The 19,889-nt window shown below is 71.8% G+C and carries 17 protein-coding genes, 3 tRNA genes and 2 pseudogenes; 14 read left to right on the forward strand and 8 right to left on the reverse strand.

Annotation, left to right across the window (positions count from 1 at the left end; translation table 11 throughout):
• The first annotated feature begins 110 nt into the window (after positions 1-110).
• The 5 genes from ACVV2G_RS21855 to ACVV2G_RS21875 all read left to right on the forward strand — a co-directional run bounded on the left by ACVV2G_RS21855 (position 111) and on the right by ACVV2G_RS21875 (position 7,451).
• The gene (locus tag ACVV2G_RS21855) at positions 111-887 is read left to right on the forward strand and encodes a sirohydrochlorin chelatase (protein ID WP_453844433.1); all 777 of its coding nucleotides are present in this window, start codon (positions 111-113) and stop codon (positions 885-887) included.
• 329 nt (positions 888-1,216) lie between these two features.
• Complete coding sequence (locus ACVV2G_RS21860) at positions 1,217-2,491, forward strand: deoxyguanosinetriphosphate triphosphohydrolase (protein WP_453844434.1); 1,275 nt, start codon at positions 1,217-1,219, stop codon at positions 2,489-2,491.
• 146 nt (positions 2,492-2,637) lie between these two features.
• Positions 2,638-3,903, forward strand: a complete 1,266-nt coding sequence (locus ACVV2G_RS21865; protein ID WP_453844435.1) for an NAD(P)/FAD-dependent oxidoreductase — start codon at positions 2,638-2,640, stop codon at positions 3,901-3,903.
• A gap of 29 nt (positions 3,904-3,932) precedes the next feature.
• Positions 3,933-5,858, forward strand: coding sequence for a DNA primase (dnaG, locus tag ACVV2G_RS21870; protein WP_453844436.1), 1,926 nt, complete (start codon positions 3,933-3,935; stop codon positions 5,856-5,858).
• Between the two features lie 357 nt (positions 5,859-6,215).
• Positions 6,216-7,451, forward strand: coding sequence for an RNA polymerase sigma factor (locus tag ACVV2G_RS21875; RefSeq protein ID WP_453844437.1), 1,236 nt, complete (start codon positions 6,216-6,218; stop codon positions 7,449-7,451).
• 34 nt (positions 7,452-7,485) lie between these two features.
• On the opposite strand, the gene ACVV2G_RS21880 is transcribed toward ACVV2G_RS21875, so the two are convergent.
• The 4 genes from ACVV2G_RS21880 to ACVV2G_RS21895 form a co-directional block, all read right to left on the reverse strand.
• Positions 7,486-9,414 carry an ABC transporter ATP-binding protein gene (locus ACVV2G_RS21880; protein WP_453844438.1) on the reverse strand — a complete coding sequence of 643 codons (1,929 nt, stop codon included), beginning with the start codon at positions 9,412-9,414 and terminating at the stop codon, positions 7,486-7,488.
• Positions 9,414-11,147, reverse strand: a complete 1,734-nt coding sequence (locus ACVV2G_RS21885; RefSeq protein ID WP_453844439.1) for an ABC transporter ATP-binding protein — start codon at positions 11,145-11,147, stop codon at positions 9,414-9,416. Before ACVV2G_RS21885 ends, ACVV2G_RS21880 begins: the two co-directional genes overlap by 1 nt.
• Before the next feature lie 196 nt (positions 11,148-11,343).
• Complete coding sequence (locus ACVV2G_RS21890; protein ID WP_453844440.1) at positions 11,344-12,798, reverse strand: xylulokinase; 1,455 nt, start codon at positions 12,796-12,798, stop codon at positions 11,344-11,346.
• A 74-nt stretch (positions 12,799-12,872) separates the two neighbouring features.
• Positions 12,873-13,178 carry a YtxH domain-containing protein gene (locus ACVV2G_RS21895; protein WP_453844441.1) on the reverse strand — a complete coding sequence of 102 codons (306 nt, stop codon included), beginning with the start codon at positions 13,176-13,178 and terminating at the stop codon, positions 12,873-12,875.
• A gap of 151 nt (positions 13,179-13,329) precedes the next feature.
• Here ACVV2G_RS21895 and ACVV2G_RS21900 point away from each other — a divergent pair.
• From ACVV2G_RS21900 to ACVV2G_RS21910, 3 genes are all read left to right on the forward strand, one after another.
• Positions 13,330-13,402: transfer RNA gene (locus tag ACVV2G_RS21900), tRNA-Asn, on the forward strand.
• Between the two features lie 5 nt (positions 13,403-13,407).
• A tRNA-Asn gene (locus ACVV2G_RS21905) sits at positions 13,408-13,480 on the forward strand.
• A gap of 175 nt (positions 13,481-13,655) precedes the next feature.
• Positions 13,656-13,732: transfer RNA gene (locus tag ACVV2G_RS21910), tRNA-Ile, on the forward strand.
• Positions 13,733-14,361: 629 nt separating this feature from the next.
• Here the strand turns inward: ACVV2G_RS21910 and ACVV2G_RS21915 are convergent.
• Both ACVV2G_RS21915 and ACVV2G_RS21920 read right to left on the reverse strand, forming a co-directional pair.
• On the reverse strand, positions 14,362-14,916 hold the full coding sequence (locus tag ACVV2G_RS21915) for a TetR/AcrR family transcriptional regulator (RefSeq protein ID WP_453844442.1): 555 nt from the start codon (positions 14,914-14,916) through the stop codon (positions 14,362-14,364).
• A gap of 133 nt (positions 14,917-15,049) precedes the next feature.
• Positions 15,050-15,517, reverse strand: a complete 468-nt coding sequence (locus tag ACVV2G_RS21920; protein WP_453844443.1) for a nuclear transport factor 2 family protein — start codon at positions 15,515-15,517, stop codon at positions 15,050-15,052.
• Positions 15,518-15,927: 410 nt separating this feature from the next.
• Here ACVV2G_RS21920 and ACVV2G_RS21925 point away from each other — a divergent pair.
• The 3 genes and pseudogenes from ACVV2G_RS21925 to ACVV2G_RS21935 form a co-directional block, all read left to right on the forward strand.
• Positions 15,928-16,515: pseudogene (locus tag ACVV2G_RS21925) on the forward strand (IS701 family transposase); the annotation flags it as partial.
• Positions 16,516-16,519: 4 nt separating this feature from the next.
• Positions 16,520-16,909 (forward strand): annotated as a pseudogene (locus ACVV2G_RS21930) (site-specific integrase); the annotation flags it as partial.
• An 81-nt stretch (positions 16,910-16,990) separates the two neighbouring features.
• Positions 16,991-17,185 (forward strand): hypothetical protein, encoded by a 195-nt coding sequence (locus tag ACVV2G_RS21935; RefSeq protein WP_453844444.1) that lies wholly within the window; start codon positions 16,991-16,993, stop codon positions 17,183-17,185.
• Positions 17,186-17,284: 99 nt separating this feature from the next.
• Here ACVV2G_RS21935 and ACVV2G_RS21940 read toward each other — a convergent pair whose 3' ends face one another.
• Complete coding sequence (locus ACVV2G_RS21940) at positions 17,285-17,683, reverse strand: VOC family protein (protein WP_453844445.1); 399 nt, start codon at positions 17,681-17,683, stop codon at positions 17,285-17,287.
• Between the two features lie 93 nt (positions 17,684-17,776).
• On the opposite strand from ACVV2G_RS21940, the gene ACVV2G_RS21945 reads away from it, so the two are divergent.
• Positions 17,777-18,766, forward strand: coding sequence for a helix-turn-helix transcriptional regulator (locus tag ACVV2G_RS21945; RefSeq protein WP_453844446.1), 990 nt, complete (start codon positions 17,777-17,779; stop codon positions 18,764-18,766).
• 32 nt (positions 18,767-18,798) lie between these two features.
• On the opposite strand, the gene ACVV2G_RS21950 is transcribed toward ACVV2G_RS21945, so the two are convergent.
• On the reverse strand, positions 18,799-18,948 hold the full coding sequence (locus tag ACVV2G_RS21950; protein ID WP_453844456.1) for a hypothetical protein: 150 nt from the start codon (positions 18,946-18,948) through the stop codon (positions 18,799-18,801).
• Positions 18,949-18,990: 42 nt separating this feature from the next.
• Between ACVV2G_RS21950 and ACVV2G_RS21955 the strand changes: the two genes are divergently transcribed.
• Together ACVV2G_RS21955 and ACVV2G_RS21960 are read left to right on the forward strand one after the other, a co-directional pair.
• The gene (locus tag ACVV2G_RS21955; protein WP_453844447.1) at positions 18,991-19,290 is read left to right on the forward strand and encodes a transposase; all 300 of its coding nucleotides are present in this window, start codon (positions 18,991-18,993) and stop codon (positions 19,288-19,290) included.
• On the forward strand, positions 19,287-19,889 hold a 603-nt coding region (locus ACVV2G_RS21960; RefSeq protein WP_453844448.1), incomplete at its 3' end, for an IS3 family transposase. The genes ACVV2G_RS21955 and ACVV2G_RS21960, both read left to right, overlap by 4 nt.

Below are 19,889 nucleotides of genomic sequence, written 5' to 3' on the forward strand. Positions count from 1 at the left end.
TCCGGTTCACCGGCCGCTCACACCCGGCGGGCGGTCCCGTGCGAGGCGACGCAAAATTGTCGTGACGCCCACGCAACGGGAAGGCAACGTCACCCGGCCACGATCGGTGCATGACGGTGATGACAGCGACGGGCACGACGAGTACGGCGGCGACCGGCGGCGCACCCGCCCTGGTCGTCGTCGCCCACGGCAGCCGCGACCCGCGCGCGCTGAGCACCGTACGGGCCCTCCTCGACCGGGTCCGCGCCCTGCGCCCCGCCCTGCCGGTGCGCCTCGGCCACATCGAACTGAACGCGCCCCTGCTGCCCGACACGCTCGCCGGCCTCGGAGACGGGGAGGCCGTCCTCGTGCCCCTGCTGCTCAGCCGCGGCTACCACGTCCAGCGGGACATCCCCGAGACGGCCGCCGCCTCCCCGGCCCGCACCCGCGTGGCCGCGCCGCTCGGCCCGCACCGCCTGCTGACGGACGCCCTGCACGACCGGCTCCTGGAGGCCGGCTGGCCCGCCCACGCCGGGCCCGGCCACGCCGTCGTCCTCGCCTCCGCGGGCTCCCGCGCCGCGGACTCCCGGGCCGACACCGCCCGCACCGCCGCCCTCCTCGCCGCCCGCCTGGGCGTCCCGGTCGTACCGGCCTACGCCTCGGCGGCGTCGCCGACCGTCCCGGAAGCCGTCCGCGCCCTGACGGCCCGGGGCCACCGCCGGGTGGCCGTCGCCTCCTGCTTCACGGCCCCGGGCCGCTTCGCGACGGAGTGCGCGGCGGCAGCGCCCTGGATCGCCTCGGCCCCCCTGGGCCCCCACCCGGCGATGGCCCGGCTCCTGCTCCACCGCTACGACGAGGCGGCGAAGACCGCCGGCGCCTCCCCGCACCGGTCGGCGGCGTCCGCCTAGACGACGGGCACGGGAACGGGAGCCCACCGACGCGCGGGTCCGCATGAGCCGTGGGCCCCATGGGCCGCAGGTCCGCATGAGCCGTAGGGCCCCCGCAGGTCCCCGTGGGCCGGAGGAACCCGCGGACGCGCGGGTCCGCATGAGCCGTGGGCCCCATGGGCCGCAGGTCCGCATGAGCCGTAGGCCCCCCGCAGGTCCCCGTGGGCCGGAGGAACCCGCGGACGCGCAGGTCCGCATGAGCCGTGGGCCCGCAGGCCCCCCACAGGCCGGAGAGGCCCGCCGACGGGCGGGCTCCCCGTCTGTCACACCTTCCCCTTACTGTTCATGACATGGAAGGCACCGCACCCCCACCCCCGTACGACCCGACGTCCGTCGCCCGCTACGCCACCGAGCCGGACAAACGCCCCGGCCGCACCGCCTTCCAGCGCGACCGCGCCCGCATCCTGCACTCCGGGGCCCTGCGCCGCCTCGCCGGCAAGACGCAGGTCGTCACCCCGGGGGAGGGCAGCCCCGTCTGGGACGCCAGCCCCCGCACCCGCCTCACGCACTCCCTGGAGTGCGCCCAGGTCGGCCGCGAACTCGGCGCCGCCCTCGGCTGCGACCCCGACCTCGTCGAGGCGGCCTGCCTCTCCCACGACCTGGGCCACCCGCCCTTCGGCCACAACGGCGAACAGGCGCTGAACGCGTTCGCGGAGGACTGCGGCGGCTTCGAGGGCAACGCCCAGTCCCTGAGGCTCCTGACCCGCATCGAACCCAAGCGCTTCACCGAGGACGGCTCCGTCGGCCTCAACCTCACCCGCGCCACCCTGGACGCCGCCACCAAGTACCCCTGGCCCCGCGGCGCCCACCCCACCGACCCCGGCTCACCCAAGTTCGGCGTGTACGACGACGACCGGCCCGTCTTCGAATGGCTCCGCAAGGACGCGCCCGGCGTCCGCACCTGCTTCGAGGCCCAGGTCATGGACTGGGCGGACGACGTGGCGTACTCCGTGCACGACGTGGAGGACGGCCTGCACGCCGGCCACATCGACCCGAACTGCCTGCTCGCCGACCCCGAGCGCGAGGCGGTCTTCGAGGCCGCCGTCGGCCGCTACGTCCCCGCCGGCACCGACCACGCCGAACTCGCCGCCGCCCTAGACCGCCTCCTCGCCCAGGACTGGTGGCCGCACGGCTACGACGGCACGGCCACCGCCCAGGCCCGGCTGAAGGACGCCACCAGCCAGCTCATCGGCCGCTTCTGCCTCGCCGCCGAGACCGCCACCCGGGCCGCGTACGGCGGCGGCCGGCTCACCCGGTACACGGCCGAACTGGTCGTCCCCCGCGAGACCCGCCTGGAGTGCGCCGTGCTCAAGGCGGTCGCCGTCCGCTACGTCATGCAGCGCGTCGAGCAGGAACGGCTCCGCGCCGACCAGCGGATCGTCGTCGCCGAGCTGGCCGAGGCGCTCACCGCCCGCGCCCCCGACGGCCTCGACCCCCAGTTCCGCGCCCTGTTCGACCGGGCCGGCGACGACCGGGCCCGCAAACGGGTGATCGTCGACCAGATCGCCTCCCTCACCGACGCCTCGGCCCGATCGCTTCACGCCCGCCTGACGGGGCATCCATGACACTGGCGGGACGGGTGGTGACCCCACGTGCCCGGAAACCTCCGGACACGGCCCCTGCGTGGCCTGATCGGGTCACTCCCCCTTCCCGCGCCACGCCGTGTGCGGGACGCTCGCATGTGGCGGCACCCTGACGAGGAGGCAAACAAGTGGTCGACGCGGATCAGACATTCGTCATCGTCGGAGGCGGCCTGGCCGGCGCGAAGGCGGCCGAGACGCTCCGCACGGAGGGCTTCACCGGCCGGGTGATCCTCATCTGCGACGAGCGCGACCACCCCTACGAACGTCCGCCGCTGTCCAAGGGCTACCTCCTCGGCAAGGAGGAGCGCGACAGCGTCTTCGTCCACGAGCCCGCCTGGTACGCGCGGCACGACATCGAGCTGCACCTCGGCCAGACCGTCGTCGGGATCGACCCCGCCGCCAAAACCGTCCACTACGGCGACGACGGCACCCGCGTCGGCTACGACAAGCTGCTCCTCGCGACCGGCGCCGAGCCCCGCCGCCTCGACGTCCCCGGCACCGGCCTCGCGGGCGTCCACCACCTGCGCCGCCTCGCCCACGCCGAGCGCCTCAAGGGCGTCCTCGCCTCCCTCGGCCGGGACAACGGCCACCTCGTGATCGCCGGCGCCGGCTGGATCGGCCTGGAGGTCGCGGCGGCGGCCCGCGAGTACGGGGCGGAGGTCACCGTCGTCGAGCCCGGCCCGACCCCGCTGCACGGCGTCCTCGGACCCGAGCTGGGTTCCGTCTTCGCCGAACTGCACGAGGCGCACGGCGTCCGCTTCCGCTTCGGCGTGGAACTGACCGAGATCATCGGCCAGGACGGCGTGGTGCTGGCCGCCCGTACCGACGACGGCGAGGAGCACCCCGCGCACGACGTGCTCGCCGCGATCGGCGCCGCCCCGCGCACCGCGCTCGCCCAGGCCGCAGGCCTGGAGATCGCCGACCGGGCCCACGGCGGCGGCATCGCGGTCGACGCGCAGCTGCGCACCTCCGACCCCGACATCTACGCGGCCGGCGACGTGGCCTCCTTCCACCACGCCCTCTTCGACACCGGCCTGCGCGTGGAGCACTGGGCCAACGCCCTGAACGGCGGCCCGGCAGCCGCCCGCGCGATGCTCGGCAAGGGCCTCGCCCACGACCGCGTGCCCTACTTCTTCACCGACCAGTACGACCTGGGCATGGAGTACTCCGGCTGGGCGCCCGCGGGGTCGTACGACCAGGTGGTGATCCGCGGGGACGCGGCGAAGCGCGAGTTCATCGCCTTCTGGGTGAAGGAGGACCGGGTGCTGGCCGGGATGAACGTGAACGTGTGGGACGTCACGGAACCCGTCCAGCAGCTGATCCGCTCCGGGGCCCGGGTCGACACCGAGGCGCTGGCCGACCCGCACGTCCCCCTCGAAAGCCTCGTCGCGTAGCTGTCGTACCGCCGCCGTAGACTTCAGGCGTGGCAGGACGGATCAACGACGAGGACGTGAAGGCGGTACGGGACGCGGTCCCGATCGACGCCGTCGTCTCGGAGTACCTCCAGCTGCGCAACGCGGGCGGCGGCAACCTGAAGGGGCTGTGCCCGTTCCACGACGAGAAGTCCCCGTCCTTCCAGGTCAGCCCGAGCAAGGGGCTCTTCCACTGCTTCGGCTGCCAGGAGGGCGGCGACACCATCACGTTCGTGATGAAGATCGACCACCTCACCTTCTCGGAGGCGGTCGAGCGGCTGGCCGGCCAGGCCGGCCTCACCCTGCGCTACGAGGAGGGCGGGTACAACCCGAGCCACCAGCGCGGCGAGCGCATCCGCCTGGTCGAGGCCCACAAGATCGCCGCGCAGTGGTACGCCGAGCAGCTCGCGACCAGCCCCGAGGCCGACACCGGCCGCACCTTCCTCGCCGAGCGCGGCTTCGACCAGGCCGCCGCCCAGCACTTCGGCGTCGGCTACAGCCCCCAGGGCTGGGACCACCTCACCCGCTTCCTGCGCGGCAAGGGCTTCAGCGACAAGGAGCTGCTCCTGTCCGGCCTCGCCCAGGAGGGCCGCCGCGGCCCCATCGACCGCTTCCGGGGACGGCTGATGTGGCCCATCCGCGACATCGGCGGCGACGTCGTCGGTTTCGGCGCCCGCAAGCTCCACGAGGCGGACAACGGCCCGAAGTACCTGAACACCCCGGACACGGCGATCTACCGGAAGTCGCAGGTCCTGTACGGCATCGACCTCGCGAAGAAGGACATCGCGAAGGCCTCCCGCGCGGTGGTCGTCGAGGGCTACACGGACGTCATGGCGTGTCACCTCGCCGGCGTCACCACGGCGATCGCCACCTGCGGCACCGCCTTCGGCGGCGACCACATCAAGATCCTGCGCCGGCTGCTGATGGACAACGGCTCGGCCCGCGTGATCTTCACCTTCGACGGCGACGCGGCCGGCCAGAAGGCGGCCCTGCGCGCCTTCGAGGACGACCAGAAGTTCGCCGCCGAGACCTACATCGCCATCGCCCCCGACGGCATGGACCCCTGCGACCTGCGCCTGGCCAAGGGTGACGACGCGGTCGCCGACCTGGTCGAACCGCGCACCCCGCTCTTCGAGTTCGCGCTGCGCCAGATCGTCGGCCGCTACGACCTGGACACCCCGGCCGGCCGCGCGGCGGCCCTGGACGAGGCCGCCCCGGTCGTCGCCCGCATCAAGAACAGCGGCGCCCAGCACGAGGTCGCCGTGCAGCTCGCCGGCATGCTCGGCATCCTCGACACCCAGTTCGTGGTGAAGCGGATCGCGCAGCTGGCCCGGTGGGCCCGCGACCGGGGCGGCAAGGGCCCCGGCCCCGACCGGCAGCAGCGCGGCGGCGACCCGCAGCAGTACGCCGCCCCCACCCGTCCGGCCCCCCGCGGCCCGGCACTGAACCTGCGCAACCCGGTCTTCGCCACCGAACGCGAGCTGCTCAAGCTCGCCCTCCAGCGCCCCGAGCTGGTCTCCCCGGCCTTCGACGCGTACGGCGTGGACGAGTTCACCGCCCCGCCCTACGCCGCCGTGCGCGAGGCGATCCAGGCGGCGGGCGGCGCCGAGTTCGGCGTCCAGGACCCGCAGGACTACCTGGTCCGGGTCCGCGAGGCCGCCCCCGACGACACCGTCCGCGCCATGGTCACCGAGCTGGCGGTCGAGGCGATCATGCTGCACCGGGGAGTGAAGGGCGTCGACGAGGTCTACGCGGGCGCCCAGCTGGTCACCGTCCGCCGCCGCGCCGTCGAGCGCCGCATCCGCGACATCACCGGCCGCCTCACCCGCCTGACCGGCCACGGCGACCCCGCCGAAGTGGCCGCCGTGCAGAACGAGCTGTGGGTCCTCCAGCAGTACGACCAGACCCTGCGGGAACACGGCGCCGCCGCCCTCTGAGCCACGGCCGGCCGGCGCCCGCGCGCCACCGGTCTCGGCGGCATCCCGCGCGGACACCCGGGGAACGCTCCGCGGCCGGGTGCGGCACGGCGCCCGGGCCCCGGCGCGGGTGACCTCCGGGTCACGGCCCGGACGCAAAAAGTCACCGCACGCCCCTCGTGGCGGTGATGTGTCGTACCCCACACTGGGGGCGGTGCCCGAGTCCCCGGAGCGCGGCCGGCCCGTCCCGTCGGGTCCCCCGATCCTCGCGGTTCCGTTCCACGCGTACGGGGCGGACGGCGGCGAGCGCGCCGGCTCCGCCCCCCGAAGTACCGCCGCCGGCCCCCGCCGACCGCGTCCATCCTGGAGGTCGCCCCCGTGCAGACCCGGACCCTCACCCAGACCGACGCCAGTACCGACGGCGCGGAGCCGGAAGCGGAGAACGGCGTCCTCGTCGAGATGCCCCCGCAGCACCGTGCCGTGCCCGACCCCGGCCGCGGGCCGGACGACCCGCCCGCGGCGACCGCCCACCCCGACGACCCCGCCGACGCCCTCGGAGCCGCCGACACCCCCGACCCCGCCGACGCCCTCGCCCACGTCCGCGACCCCGGGCCGGCCGGAGCCCCCGAGCCCGCCGACGCCCCCGAGCCCGCCGACACCCCCGGGCCGCCCTCGCCCACCCGTACCGAGAGCGGTGGGCCCTCCTCCGACCTGTTCCGCCAGTACCTGCGGGAGATCGGCCGGATCCCGCTGCTCACCGCGGCCGAGGAGGTCGACCTCGCCCGGCGCGTGGAGGCCGGACTGTTCGCCGAGGAGAAGCTGCGGCTCGCCACCGACCTGGACCTGGACGACCGGCTCGCCCTGGACCTCGACCGGCTCGTCGTCATGGGCCGCGTCGCCAAGCGCCGCCTGATCGAGGCGAACCTGCGGCTCGTGGTGTCGGTCGCCAAGCGGTACGTCGGGCGCGGACTGACCATGCTCGACCTGGTCCAGGAGGGGAACCTGGGGCTGATCCGCGCCGTGGAGAAGTTCGACTACGCGCGCGGCTACAAGTTCTCCACGTACGCCACCTGGTGGATCCGCCAGGCCATGTCCCGCGCCCTCGCAGACCAGGCGCGCACCATACGCGTCCCCGTGCACGTCGTGGAACTGATCAACCGGGTCGTCCGCGTCCAGCGCCGCATGCTCCAGGAACGCGGCTACGAGCCGACCCCGCAGGAGGTCGCCGCCCACCTGGACCTGGCGCCGGAGCGGGTCGGCGAGGTGCTGCGCCTCGCCCAGGAGCCGGTCTCCCTGCACGCCCCGGTCGGCGAGGAGGACGACGTGGCCCTCGGTGACCTGATCGAGGACGGCGACGCCGCCAGCCCCGTCGAGTCGGCCGCGTTCCTGCTGCTGCGCCGGCACCTGGAGGCGGTGCTCTCCACCCTCGGCGAACGCGAGCGCAAGGTCGTCCAGCTCCGCTACGGCCTGGTCGACGGCCGCCCCCGCACGCTGGAGGAGATCGGCCGCATCTTCGGCGTGACCCGCGAGCGGATACGCCAGATCGAGTCCAAGACCCTCAACAAGCTCCGCGACCACGCCTTCGCGGACCAGCTGAGGGGCTATCTGGAATGAGACGGGGGCCGCGCGACGGCGGCCCCCGCGCCGGCTACTCCACCTCGGCCACGGCCCGCGCGAACTGTGCCTGGTACAACCGCGCGTACGCCCCGTCCGCCGCGAGCAGGTCGGCGTGCGCCCCCTGCTCCACGATCGCCCCGTCCTCCATCACCAGGATCGTGTCCGCGTCCCGGACCGTCGACAGCCGGTGCGCGATCACGAAGGACGTACGCCCGTGCGCCAGCTTGGCCATCGCCTTCTGGATCAACACCTCGGTACGGGTGTCCACGGACGACGTCGCCTCGTCCAGGACCAGGATCACCGGATCGGACAGGAACGCCCGCGCGATGGTGACGAGCTGCTTCTCACCGGCGCTGACCCCCGCCCCCTCGTCGTCGAGGACGGTGTCGTAACCGTCGGGCAGCGTCCGCACGAACCGGTCGGCGTGCGCGGCCCGCGCCGCCTCCTCGATCTCCCCGCGGGTGACCTCCCGCGACGCCCCGTAGGCGATGTTCTCCGCGATCGTGCCGCCGAACAGCCAGGTGTCCTGGAGCACCATGCCGATACCGGCCCGCAGCTCGTCCCGGGACATCGTCGCGATGTCCACGCCGTCCAGGGTGATCCGCCCGCCGGAGACCTCGTAGAACCGCATCAGCAGATTCACCAGGGTCGTCTTCCCGGCCCCCGTCGGGCCGACGATGGCGACCGTGTGCCCGGGCTCCACCCGCAGCGACAGGTCCTCGATCAGCGGCTTCTCCGGGTCGTAGCGGAACGACACGTGCTCCAGCTCCACCCGCCCGCGCAGCTCCTCGGGCCGGGCGCCCGGGACCGGGTCCGCCGACTGCTCCCCGGCGTCCAGCAGCTCGAAGATCCGCTCCGCCGACGCCACGCCCGACTGCACCAGGTTCGCCATCGACGCGATCTGCGTCAGCGGCATCGAGAACTGCCGGGAGTACTGGATGAAGGCCTGCACGTCACCGATGGACAGCGAGCCCGAGGCGACCCGCAGGCCGCCGACCACCGCGACGAGCACGTAGTTCAGGTTGGACACGCACATCATCAGCGGCTGCATGATCCCGCTGTTGAACTGCGCCTTGAACCCGGCCTCGTAGAGCGCCTCGTTCTGCTCGGCGAACTGCTCGGCCGACTCCTCCTGGCGCCCGAACACCTTCACCAGCGCGTGCCCGGTGTACATCTCCTCGATGTGCGCGTTGAGCTGCCCCGTCGACCGCCACTGCTGCACGAACTGCGGCTGCGACCGCTTGCCCACGCGCGTGGCCACCACGAACGACAGCGGCACGGTCACCAGCGCCACCAGCGCCAGGAGCCAGGAGACGTAGAACATCATCGCCAGCACGCCGATGACGGTCAGCAGCGAGTTGATCAACTGGCCCATCGACTGCTGGAGCGTCTGCCCGACGTTGTCGATGTCGTTGGTCGCCCGGGAGAGCACCTCGCCGCGCCGGCGCTCGTCGAAGTACGACAGCGGCAGCCGGGACAGCTTCGTCTGCACGTCCTCGCGCAGCCGGAACATCGTGCGGTTGACCGCCCGGTTCACCAGCCGGGTGGCCACCGCCATCAGCAGCCCGGCCGCGGAGAACACCACCAGCGCCAGCAGCAGCACCTCGCCCACGGCGGCGAAGTCGATGCCCTGGCCCGGTGTGAAGTCCGTGCCGCGGAGCATGTCGGCGACGTCGTCGTCACCGCGCTCCCGCATGCCGTCCAGCACCTGCTCCTTCGTGGCCCCGGACGGCATGTCCCGCCCCACGATGCCCGCGAAGACCAGGTCGGTGGCTCGGCCGAGGATCTTCGGCCCGGCCACGCTGAGGCCGACGCTCACCACCAGGCAGGCCAGCAGCACCCAGAGCGTCACCCGCTCCGGCCGGAACCGCGTGACGAGCCGCTTGCCGGACCCCTTGAAGTCCATCGAACGCTGGTCGGGGCCGCCCCCGGCCATCATGCGCCCTCCAGGCCCTGCCATCAGGCCGCCTCCGCTTCCGTCAGCTGGGAGAGCACGATCTCCCGGTAGGTCTCGTTGTCCGCCATCAGCTCGTGGTGCCGGCCCGCGCCCACCACCCGCCCCTCGTCCAGCACGATGATCCGGTCCGCCTCCCGGATGGTCGCCACCCGCTGCGCCACGATCACCACGGTCGCCCCGGCCGTCTCCCGGCCCAGCTCGGCCCGCAGCGCCGCGTCGGTGGCGTAGTCGAGGGCGGAGAAGGAGTCGTCGAAGAGGTAGATCTCCGGGCGCTGGACCAGGGTCCGCGCGATCGCGAGCCGCTGCCGCTGGCCGCCCGACACGTTCGTGCCGCCCTGCGAGACCGGCGCGTCCAGCCCGCCCTCCAGCGCGGAGACGAACGCCCCGGCCTGCGCCACCTCCAGCGCGTGCCACAGCTCCTCGTCCGTGGCGTCCGGATTGCCGTAGCGCAGATTGGTCGCGACGGTGCCCGCGAAGAGGTACGGCTTCTGCGGCACCAGCCCCACCACCTTGGCCAGCACCTTCGGGTCGACGGTCCGCACGTCCACCCCGTCGACCAGCACCTCGCCCTCGGTGGCGTCGAACAGCCGGGGGACGAGCCCCAGCAGCGTGGACTTGCCGCTGCCGGTCGAGCCGATGACGGCGGTCGTCTCGCCCGGCCGGGCCACCAGCTCGATGCCCCTGAGCACCGGTTCCTCGGCCCCGGGGTAGCGGAAGCCGGCGCCCCGGATCTCCAGGTGCCCGTGCCGGCGCAGCTTCGTGACGGGCGCCACCGGCGGGACCACGCTGCTCTCGGTGTCCAGCACCTCCTGGATGCGCTCGGCGCACACCTCCGCGCGCGGCACCATCATGAACATGAAGGTGGCCATCATCACGGACATGACGATCTGCATGAGGTAGGCGAGGAACGCGGTCAGGTCGCCGATCTGCATCCCGCCGCTCTCGATCCGGTGCGCACCGAACCACACCACCGCGATCGACGACAGGTTCACCACCGTCATGACCACCGGGAACATCAGCGCGAGCAGGTTGCCGGTGCCCAGCGCCACCTCCGTGAGATCCGTGTTGGCCTTCCGGAAGCGCTGCTGCTCGTAGGCGTCGCGCACGAAGGCGCGGATGACGCGGTTGCCGGTGATCTGCTCCCGCAGCACCCGGTTCACCGTGTCGAGGCGCTCCTGCATGGCCCGGAACAGCGGGCGCAGCCGCCGCACGATCAGCGTGACGCAGACCGTCAGCACGGGCACCACCGCCACCAGCACGCCGGACAGCGGCACGTCCAGGCCGAGCGCCATCACGATGCCGCCGACGCACATGATGGGCGCCGACACCATCAGCGTGAACGTCATCAGGACCAGCATCTGGACCTGCTGCACGTCGTTCGTCGTCCGGGTGATCAGCGAGGGCGCGCCGAAGGTGCCGACCTCGCGCGCCGAGAAGGACTGCACCCGGTCGAAGACCGCGCCCCGCACGTCCCGGCCGAGCGCCGCGGCGGTGCGGGCCCCGTAGAAGACGGCACCGACGTTGCACACGACCTGGGCCAGCGAGACGCCGATCATCAGGGCGCCGTAGCTCAGGATGTAGCCGGAGTCCCCCTTCACGACCCCCTCGTCGATGATGTCCGCGTTCAGGGTCGGCAGGTAGAGGGAGGCGCAGGTTTGCAGGAACTGCAGCGCCACCAGCAGGGCGATGGGTTTCTGGTAGGGCCTGAGACAGGTCCGCAGGAGTCGTATGAGCACGCTGGGTCTCTCGGAGTCGGCGACAGGGGCGAATGGTTGCCCCTGGCCCCTATCGTCGACCACTCCACCCGCGTTACCCCAACCGATTAACCCGATGGCGCGGTACTTCCGGCCGCCCGGACGGCCCGAAGCTCCCGGAGGGCGCCGCGAAGCTTCGCGAGGGCGGTGCGGGGCTCTTCGCGCGGTGCGGCGCTCCTCACGCGCGCAGCGCGCCCGGGTGCGTCTGCTCCCGCACCGATACGAACTGCTGCCGCACGGCCTGCCCCACCGCCAGCTCCTCACCCGGCTCCAGCACCTGCGCCACCGCGCCCTGCCAGACGGGCGGGGTGCGCGGGTCCAGCGTGCCCCGGGACGCGCCCAGCGCCCACGCCGCCTGCCGGGCGGAGCCGATCGCGGCGTAGTCCGCCGGCTGCGGTACGACGACCTGCGTCCCGAACAGGGCGGGCGCCGCGGCCTGCACGGCCGGCAGCTCGGCCGCCGCGCCCAGCAGGAAGACCCGGCGTACGTCAACGCCCCGGCCGCGCAGCACGTCCAGGGCGTCGGCGAGACCGCACAGCATGCCCTCGAACGCGGCCCGCGCCAGGTGCTCCGGCCTCATCGACTCGCGCCGCAGTCCGGAGAGCGTGCCGGCGGTGTGCGGCAGGTGCGGTGTGCGCTCGCCCTCCAGATACGGCAGGAGCACCAGACCGTGGGAGCCCGGCGTCGACTTCATCGCCAGCTCGGACAGGCTCTCCAGATCCGGCACGCCGAGCAGTTCGGCGGCGCCGCGCAGGGTCCGTACGGCGTTCAGGGTGGTGACGACCGGCAGGTGCATGCCGGTGGCGTCGGCCAGGGCGGTGATCATCCCGGACTGGTCGACGAGGGGCTCGGTGTGCACGGCCATCACGGACCCGGACGCGCCCAGCGACACCACCGCGTCGCCCAGCCCGATCCCGAGCCCGAAGGCGGCGGCCTGTGTCTCGCCGGTCCCGGCGGAGATCAGCAGCCCCTCCGGCGTCGTACCGGCCGCGTCGGCGGGGCCGATCACCTCCGGCAGCATCGCCCGGTGGCCGAGGGCCAGCTCGACGAGGTCCGGCCGGTAGCCGCCGGTCGCCGCCGACCAGTACCCGGTGCCGGAGGCCTCGCCCCGGTCGGTGGTCCGCCCGGCCGGCCGGCCGAGCAGCTGCCACACCAGCCAGTCGTGGGCCTGCAGCAGTACGGCGGTACGGGCGGCGGCCTCGGGTTCGGTCCGGGCCAGCCAGCGCAGTTTGGTCACCGGTTGCGCGGCCTGCGGCACCGAGCCGACGGCCTGCGCCCACGCCTCACGCCCGCCGAGCGCGTCGATCAGGTCGGCCGCCGCCACCTGGGAGCGCTTGTCGCCGCCCACCATGGCCGGGCGCACGGTGTTGCCCTGCGCGTCCAGCGGCACGACCGAGTTCGCCTGCGCGGAGACACCGATGGCCTGCACGCCTTCGAGCAGCCCGCCGCCGGCCGCCTCTCCGAGCGACAGCAGCCAGGCCTGCGGATCGACGTCTGCGGGACGGCCCCCGCCCTCGGGGCCCTCCACCGGATGCGGGGCGTAGCCCTGCCGCAGCACGGCTCCCGTGTCCGAATCGCAGACGACGATACGAGTGAAATCGGGCGAACTGTCCAACCCGGCGACTATCCCCATGCCCGAAATTCTGCCGCACCGGGGGAGGTGTCCGTACCCGGTGGGGGCACGGGGGCCGGCGGGGGCACCGCGCCTCAGGTGTTGCTGGTGCCCCAGTCGTCCGCGCCACTGCCGTTCGAGTTGCGTTCACGCAGGGAGCGGACCCGCTGGGCCACCGAGTCGGGCATCCGGTCCCCGACCTTGTCGCTCACCACGTGGTACGCCTTGTCGGCGAAGTGCCTGCCCTGCTGGGCCGCCGACTCCGCGGTGTTGCGCACGGCGGGGTTCTGTGCGACCCGACGGGCGGACTTCCGCAACTGCTCGTAGCGGTCCCGTCCGGCCTTCGTGCCCAGCACGTATCCCACCGTGAGTCCGACGACGAACGTGAGCCGGTAACGCATGGCGGCCACCCTTCCCTTGTGACTGGCTCCGAGGCGCCGGGGAGTACCGATTGGCGGAGCACCCCCCTGCTTGCGCTAATGTATGTGTCGCAGCGAGCGCGCGCCCCCTGGCGAATACCCAGGCAGACGCGTTCGATGCGATACGAGACCTTCCTCGGTAGCTCAATTGGCAGAGCAGCCGGCTGTTAACCGGCAGGTTACTGGTTCGAGTCCAGTCCGGGGAGCTCGGTCCTCCGTAGCTCAATTGGCAGAGCAGCCGGCTGTTAACCGGCAGGTTACTGGTTCGAGTCCAGTCGGGGGAGCAGGTGAACGAGGGCCCCTTCGGGGTCCTTTTTCATGTCCGGGAACCGCGCGGCACGCTGCGGAGTCCTCAAGGTCGTGAAGGCGTCGCGGCAGCCGACCGTCCGAGGCAGGAGATCGTATGAGCGGCTATGCTGCGGCAGACGGCGCGCACACGTGTACGCGACACGCCGCTATGGGGCGGTAGCTCAGCCGGTTAGAGCAGCGGACTCATAATCCGTCGGCCGTGGGTTCGAGTCCCACCCGCCCCACCACAGCCTCTTGGCGCAGGAACGTTTTCACCTGCGGTGGAGCCGTAAACCTCGTCGAGTGAGGGCTCCTCCGAGAGGCCCCAAGATCATCTGCTCGCTCAATGCTCGCCCGAAGCGTCAGCGACCTTTCGGCGCACTGTGGTGCGTGCGGGCTTCGATCCGGCCGGGGTGGCCCGGAAACGACGAAGGGGCCCCGCGGGGGCTCCCGTCCTGTGTTCGTCGCCTCAGCCCTCGGCCGGCCGCGCGTGTTCGTCCGGATCTGGCTGCGCCTGTCGTCCGATGTAGCGGCGGCTGGGCTCCGAGGGCCCCCGCTCTCGCCCGGGACCGTGACGACGACCAGCGGGGCGAACCGGGCGACGATCTCGGCCAGCACCCCCCGGAGGTCGTGTGGGCGCGATGCCGTCGGCGGTCGCCACGGTCAGTGTGATTCCTGCTGCGAGTCCGCCGACCGCTCGCCTTCTGGCCACTCCTCGGCAGCAATGACACCCGTCTCGACCATGAGGTTGCGCAGGGGTACGCCTGGTACTCCAGTGCGGTTTCGTGATCTGCCCAGCGGATTTGTCGGCGGATCGTCCAAGGAAGTGGGACGGCCTGGCCGGCCGCCTACATAGCCGCCTGTTTTTCGGCGGAAGCTACGGCGACTCCCGGTGGGCGAAGCTACCGCCGTCCGAACGAGACCGTTGTCCGCTGAGGGTCCGCGCCCAGGGCTCGTCGACGTCGGCCAGGCCGAGGGCCAGCGTGACATTTTCGAGCATACCGGCGCCGAACCAGTGCCGGACCGCAGCGTCGTCGTGGTTCAGGAGCTCACTGACGAGTTCGACCTGCCTGGCATAGCACGTGCGCAACGCCTCAGCCACGAGCGGCTCATCGGCTGCGCAACTGGCCTGCATGAGGAACCGCATGACGTCCCGGTCCTCGATCAGGGTGCTGTAGGCGGACCGGATCGCACGCATCACCGCCTCCGGCTGCCGGTGCGGCCCGGCCTCATCGGCGCCGGCTTCGGCGCCGGTCAGAGCATCCGAGATCAGCTCGGACACGTGGAGGATGGCACCGGCGAACAACGCCTCCTTGCTGGCGAACAGGCGGTAGACGTAGGGCTGGGAGATTTCGGCCCGTTCGGCGATCTCACCAGTGGTCGTGCCGTAGTAACCCTTGCGCGCAAAGCAGGCCACGGCGGCGTCCAGCACGACTCGACGGCGTTGATCGCTCTTCACTCTGGAGCCAGGGGCGGGCATGTCTCCCAGTCTCTCACTGCGGAGTGGGACAGGGTGCGACGGGGCAAGACGGGTGGGTGACCCGTCTCACCCCGTCGAACCGGGATCAACGCTCCGAGGGCCACGACACGTCTTGGCCGCTGGCCGCCTCGTCGGGGGTCATGGCCTCGATGACCACGAGAGGGTTCCAGTAGTCGACGAACTGCTCGACCAGGCCCGCCTCGTCGAGGCGGATCACCGTGATGACTGTCTGCTCGTACGGCTTGCCGGTGCTGAGGGCGATTCCCTCCGAGCGGTATTCGGCGACCGCGGTCCGGGGGTTGGCCGTCTCGATGAACTTCACGTCGACGAACTTCACGTCGAAGGTCTGCGGGAAGCCGCGCATGTGGGCGATCAGCGCCTCGCGTCCCTGCACCCGGGTAGGCACACCGGCGGGGGCGAAGGGGAACTCGACCGTGCCGTCCGCGGCGTACAGCTCGATCCACTCGTCGATCTGGCCGGACGACACCAGCCGAAGGTGCTCTGCCAGGGCGTGCTGTGCGGGGGTGAGTTCGCGGGTCGGGTTGACGCTCATGAATGCTCCTCTGTTAGTGGTTGAACAATAACAAACGTAGCGGGGAGGCCTCCGAGGAGCAAGGGTGAGGGCCGTCACGGCCCAGCCAGGACAGACGTCGGTAGTCCGACTCCGGTTTGGGAGGTGCAGCGCAGGAGCGGCACCGTTTGGATGACGGCTGTGTCCCGGGAAGTCACCACGTCCGCGCACGCGCACGACCTCGGGCGTACTGCTCTCGCGGCCCATCTCATGGGCGTCGATCACGACTCGGACCCAGTACTCCAGCAGGACTTTGCTGTCTGACCTGCGGGTTTCGCTGGGCGGCTGGAGTGTAGCGGGACTTCGATCGTGCGGGGGCGGTCTCACGGAGACCGCGCCTCGATCGTGCGACAACGCCGCAGGTAGTGACAGCGGCGGGGCAGCCTCCGAGGGTGATCACCGAGTATGACGCCGCGCAATGGGACCTCGAACTGGACGACCTCTTCCTGGCCATCGGGCACCGCTTCGGCCGAGTCGAGCTCCGCCGCCGCATGCGTGACCACGTACGCGGGCTGCTCGCCCCGGTGGCCCGCAAGAACAGCTGGCAGCTGGCCGAACAGGCCGGCCACCCCACGCCCGACGGCCTGCAGCACCTCCTCGCCGGATCGAAGTGGGAACCCGATGACATCCGCGACGACCTGCAGGCATACGTCGCAGACAAGCTCGGCGAGGCCGGCGGCGTCCTGATCATCGACGACACCGGGTTCATCAAGAAGGGCACCACCTCAGCCGGGGTCCAGCGCCAGTACTCCGGAACCGCCGGTCGGACCGAGAACTGTCAGATCGGCGTCTTCGCCGCCTACGCCTCCGCCCGTGGCCGGGCCCTGGTCGACCGCGAGCTCTACCTCGCGAAATCCTGGACCGAGGACCGGGAACGCTGCCGCACCGCAAGGGTCCCCGACGAGCGGGAGTTCGCCACCAAGGGCGAACTGGCCCGGCACGTGGTGCTGCGGGCCCTCGCCTCGCCGCTGCCCATCGCCGATGGGCACCGCCCGGCTCCTGCCCCGGCTGCTCAAGGGCTGCACCCGGGGCCCGGTGTTCGTCACCCACCGCCGCCCCGGCCCGGGGAAGGTCGTCAGCCCGCGCGATGTGTGCCCGGACACTGGCCCGGCCCGCCTCTCCTACGGCCAGGCCCGCGCCCTCCTCGATGAGCACACCGCCGTACGCGGGCCGGGAACCGGCTGGGACCTGCGCGAGTACCGCCACTCCGGACTGACCGAACTCGGTGTTCAGGAGGCCTCTCTGCTGATGCTGATGCTGATGGCGAAGTCACGGCACAAGAAGCCGGAGAACGTCCGCCGCTACTTCAAGCCCTCCCACGAGGCGATCTCCGAGCCGACCAGCCTCCTCGCACCCGGCGACGCACGCCGCTGACCTGACTGCTGGGCACGTCCGGCTGTCCGGGCGCCCGAAGAGGCCGTGATGACGCTCGCCCCGCCGCGCGGACCCGATCCGATGCCGGCGCTGAACAAGGACGCCCGGGCCAAGGCGCAGGCCACCACCTCGGTGCTGGTGCGCCAGGGCAAGGTCGCCGAGCCGGTCGGCGCGATGGTGATCCCCGCCCCGTGCGGCGGCGTGCTGTTCGCCGTCGGGGGCCGGGGCGGGGCTGTAGGTCAACGGGCAGGCCCTCACCTGGTAGTGGACCGATGAACTGCGGGCCGAAGTGCCGGACCTGGACCGGCTCCAGGTGATGCGCGCCAGGTGGCCGGACTCCCTGCTCCAGGGCCGCACCCAGGGCTGTGTGTGGCCTCAGCGTGCGAACTTCGCGATGGCCTCCGGGGTGACGGGGGTGAAGAAGTTGACGAGGTTGCCGTCGGGGTCGCGGAAGAGCAGTGACCGGTTGCCCCAGGGCATCGTGGTGGGTCCGGCGACGAATTCGGTGACGAAGCCGGTCAGGTTCTGGTGGACGCGGTCCACGTCGTCAACGAGGAACTCGGTGATCACGCTGTGGTTGTCCGCCGGGCGGGCAGAGTCAGGGGCGAACAGCGGGACGGTGCGGGTGCTGGCGATTGCGAGGGTCGCGCTCGCGGTCTTGAGTTCGGCGAAGTCGTCGTTCGCCCACGTCGCCCGCGCCCCTGTGGCCCGCTCGTAGAACTCGACGAGGCGCGCTACGTCGCTGGTGATGATGCGGATCGAGACGAAGTCCATGGCCATCTCCTTGGCTGTGCTGAAGTCGTGCACGTCGCAGACTAGGTGAAATAGTGGACAGAATCGGTCCTGTATTTCCCTTAGGCTGCGAACATGTCTCGTCCAACCGCCCGCGTGCTGACTCTGCTGGAACTGCTGCAGTCCGGCGGAACCCGAACGGTGGCCGAGCTGGCTGACCGGCTCGGCGTCGAAGGGCGCACCGTGCGGCGGTATGTGGACCAGCTGATCGACCTGGACGTGCCGGTGGAGTCGGTGCGCGGCCGCTATGGCGGGTACCGGTTGGCTCCCGGGTACCGTCTGCCTCCGCTCATGCTCAGCGACGACGAGGCGCTGGCCGTGCTGCTCGGTCTGGTGGCCGGCCGTCGGGCGGGGCTGACGACGGCGGAGCGTACGGCAAGCGAGACGGCATCGGCGAAGATCCGGCGGGTGCTGCCCCAGCACATCGCCCACCGGCTCGACACCCTCCTGGAAGCTCTCGCCTTCACGGATCAGCCCGGCGAGTTCGACACCCCGGACGCCGGGATCCTGCTCACCACCGCCGATGCGGTGCGCCACCGCCGACCGGTCTCGATCCGCTACACCGACCGCGATGGACGCCGCAGCGAACGCACGCTCCACGCGTACGGGATCGTCGCCCATGCGGGCCGGTGGTACGTGACGGGCAAGGACGCCCAAGTCGGTGAGGACCGAACCTTCCGGCTCGATCGCATCACGGACGCGCGGACTCTGCCCGGCTCATTCGAAGCGCCCGTGGGACCCAGCCCTGAACAGCGCGTGCTGTCAGGATTCGCCGCGGCCGAGTACCGGCATGAGGTGATCTTGCGGATCCACGGGACAGTCGAGCAGATCCGCGCCCGCCTGCCCGCCAGCGTCGCGAGCCTGGAGGAGCACGAGGCCGCGGCCGACCGGGAACGGGCGGCCGAGCGCTGGCTGCGCGTCGAGCTGCGGGCGCAGCAGCTCGACTGGTTGCCTCCGGTACTCGCCTCACTCGACCGGCCGTTCGTCATCGAGCGCCCCGAGGAACTGCGCGACCTCGTCACCGCACTCGCCGATCGCCTCACGTCCTATGCCCGCCGAGCCTGACAGCGAAAAAGCAACGTCACGGGACCGCACAACTAGTCGTCGTCGGCAGCGTGCTTGTCGCGCAGGGGCCGCAGCCCGCCGGGCGGGTCGGGGAGCTGGAAGGAGTACCGGCCCAGCACGTTGACGTGGTGCCGGACGAAAGGGGAGAGCCGGGCGTGAAGCTTCCCCTTGATCGTGGACACCTGGAGACTGGGATCTTGAGGTTCCAGAGGAAGTAGCACCAGGTGGGAAGCAAGTACACGCAGCGGTACACCGAGGAGTTCAAGCGGGACGCGATCGCGCTCGTCGACTCCTCGGGCAAGACGGTCACCGCCGTCGCCCGGGAACTCGGCATCAGCTCGGAGTCCCTGCGCGGCTGGTACCGCAAGGCCAAGGCCGACCGGGGCGAGGGCGAGTCCGGTGAGCTGACCAGTGCCGAGCGCGAGGAGCTCAAGCGGCTGCGCAAGGAGGTCCGCGAACAGCAGCAGACGATCGAGATCCTGAAAAAAGCGACGGCCTTCTTCGTGAAGGAGAACGACCGGTGAGCGAGCTGTACCGGTTGATCCATGCGGAGAAGGCTACGTACCCGATCGTCCTGCTGTGCCGGGTGCTGAAAGTCGCCCGCTCCTCCTACTACGCATGGTGGGAGGGCGAGGCGGCCCGCCGTGCCCGGCAAGCCGCCGACGATGCGCTCGCGCACGAGATCACCGTGGTGCACATCGCCTCCCGCCACACCTACGGTGTCCCGCGCATCCACGCCGAACTACGCCGCCTGGGACGGCAGGTGAACCGCAAGCGCATCGCCCGTGTGATGCGTGAGCGCGACATCCGTGGTGTCACCCGGCGCAGACGGCGTTCGCTGACCCAGCCCGACAAGAAGGCGACGCCGGCCCCGGACCTGATCGGCCGCGAATTCCACGCCGAGCGGCCCGGCATCAAGCTGGTCGGCGACATCACCTACCTGCCCACCGCCGAAGGCTGGCTCTACCTCGCCTGCTGGCTGGACCTGGCCACCCGCGAGGTCGTCGGCTACGCCATGGCCGACCACCACCGCGCCGAGCTCGTCGTCGACGCTCTCAACATGGCCCACGGCCGCGGCGGCCTGGAGCCGGGCTGCGTGGTCCACAGCGATCGCGGCAGCGAA

The sequence above is a fragment of the Streptomyces sp. JK94 genome (assembly GCF_053613315.1).

Bases quoted from the DNA above. Each gene is read 5' to 3' on its own strand.
- ACVV2G_RS21855 (WP_453844433.1), top strand. From the start codon at position 111: ATGACGGTGATGACAGCGACGGGCACGACGAGTACGGCGGCGACCGGC.
- ACVV2G_RS21890 (WP_453844440.1), bottom strand. From the start codon at position 12,798: ATGGGGATAGTCGCCGGGTTGGACAGTTCGCCCGATTTCACTCGTATC.
- ACVV2G_RS21860 (WP_453844434.1), top strand. From the start codon at position 1,217: ATGGAAGGCACCGCACCCCCACCCCCGTACGACCCGACGTCCGTCGCC.
- ACVV2G_RS21935 (WP_453844444.1), top strand. From the start codon at position 16,991: ATGCCGGCGCTGAACAAGGACGCCCGGGCCAAGGCGCAGGCCACCACC.
- ACVV2G_RS21895 (WP_453844441.1), bottom strand. From the start codon at position 13,178: ATGCGTTACCGGCTCACGTTCGTCGTCGGACTCACGGTGGGATACGTG.
- ACVV2G_RS21880 (WP_453844438.1), bottom strand. From the start codon at position 9,414: ATGGCAGGGCCTGGAGGGCGCATGATGGCCGGGGGCGGCCCCGACCAG.
- ACVV2G_RS21940 (WP_453844445.1), bottom strand. From the start codon at position 17,683: ATGGACTTCGTCTCGATCCGCATCATCACCAGCGACGTAGCGCGCCTC.
- ACVV2G_RS21920 (WP_453844443.1), bottom strand. From the start codon at position 15,517: ATGAGCGTCAACCCGACCCGCGAACTCACCCCCGCACAGCACGCCCTG.
- ACVV2G_RS21945 (WP_453844446.1), top strand. From the start codon at position 17,777: ATGTCTCGTCCAACCGCCCGCGTGCTGACTCTGCTGGAACTGCTGCAG.